The sequence below is a fragment of the Halopseudomonas sp. 4NH20-0008 genome, from assembly GCF_057548395.1.
In genome coordinates this window covers 1-971 of sequence record NZ_BAAJMD010000040.1, presented here as the reverse complement: position 1 = coordinate 971, position 971 = coordinate 1, and the positions used below count along the sequence as shown (strand labels likewise).

Annotated in this window: 1 protein-coding gene; it reads left to right on the top strand. The window is 61.1% G+C overall.

Annotated elements, in window-relative coordinates:
• Positions 1–971: type VI secretion system tip protein TssI/VgrG (tssI, locus tag AC27HQ_RS16925; RefSeq protein WP_487157368.1), on the top strand; the 971-nt coding region annotated here is incomplete at both ends.

Genomic DNA, 971 nt, shown 5'->3' with positions numbered 1-971 from the left:
GACCTGGAAGACTACGACTACCCCGGCCTGTTCACAGAACGCGCCCGCGGCAAACACCTGGCCAAACGCACACTGGAGCGGCACCGCAGTGACTACCGCCTGGCTGAAGGCAAGAGCGATGTGCCCAGCCTGATCAGTGGCCATTTCCTGACCCTGTCCGACCACCCCAGAGCCGACTGGAACGACCTGTGGCTGATTACCGGGATTCGCCACGAAGGCAAACAACCCCAGGTGCTGGAAGAATCCGTCACCAGTGACGTCCGAGCCGAAGACGGTTTTACCCAGGGCTACCGCAACCAGCTCACCGCCACGCCCTGGGATGTGCCGTTCAGACCACAACTGAACCACCCCAAGCCCAAGGTACTCGGCAGCCAGACGGCGGTCGTCACCGGCCCGGCTGGCGAAGAGATTCACTGCGATCAATACGGCCGCATCAAGGTGCAGTTTCACTGGGACCGTGAAGGTCAGGCCGACGAACAGACCAGTTGCTGGCTCAGAGTCTCTTCAAGCTGGGCCGGTAATCAATATGGCGGCATCGCCATCCCCCGCATCGGCATGGAAGTGCTGATCACCTTCCTCGAAGGCGACCCGGATCAACCGCTGGTCACCGGCTGCCTGTACCACAAGGGCCATCCCACGCCCTACGCGCTACCAGCACACAAGACCCGCAGCGTGTTCAAAACCCTGAGCAGCGCCCCCGGTGGCGGCGGTGGTGGCTACAACGAACTGCGCATCGAAGACAAGCAAGGCGAAGAACAGATCTACCTGCACGCCCAGCGCGACTGGGACGAGAACATCGAGAACGACCAGAAGATCCGCGTCGGCAACGAACGCCATGACCGTGTGGAGGCCAACAGCTACAGCGAATTCATGGCTGAAGAGCACCACACCACCCACGGCGAGCGCAAAACCGAGATCAAGGCCAATGATCATCTGACCGTGGGTACCAGCCAGCATATCAAGCTGGGTAC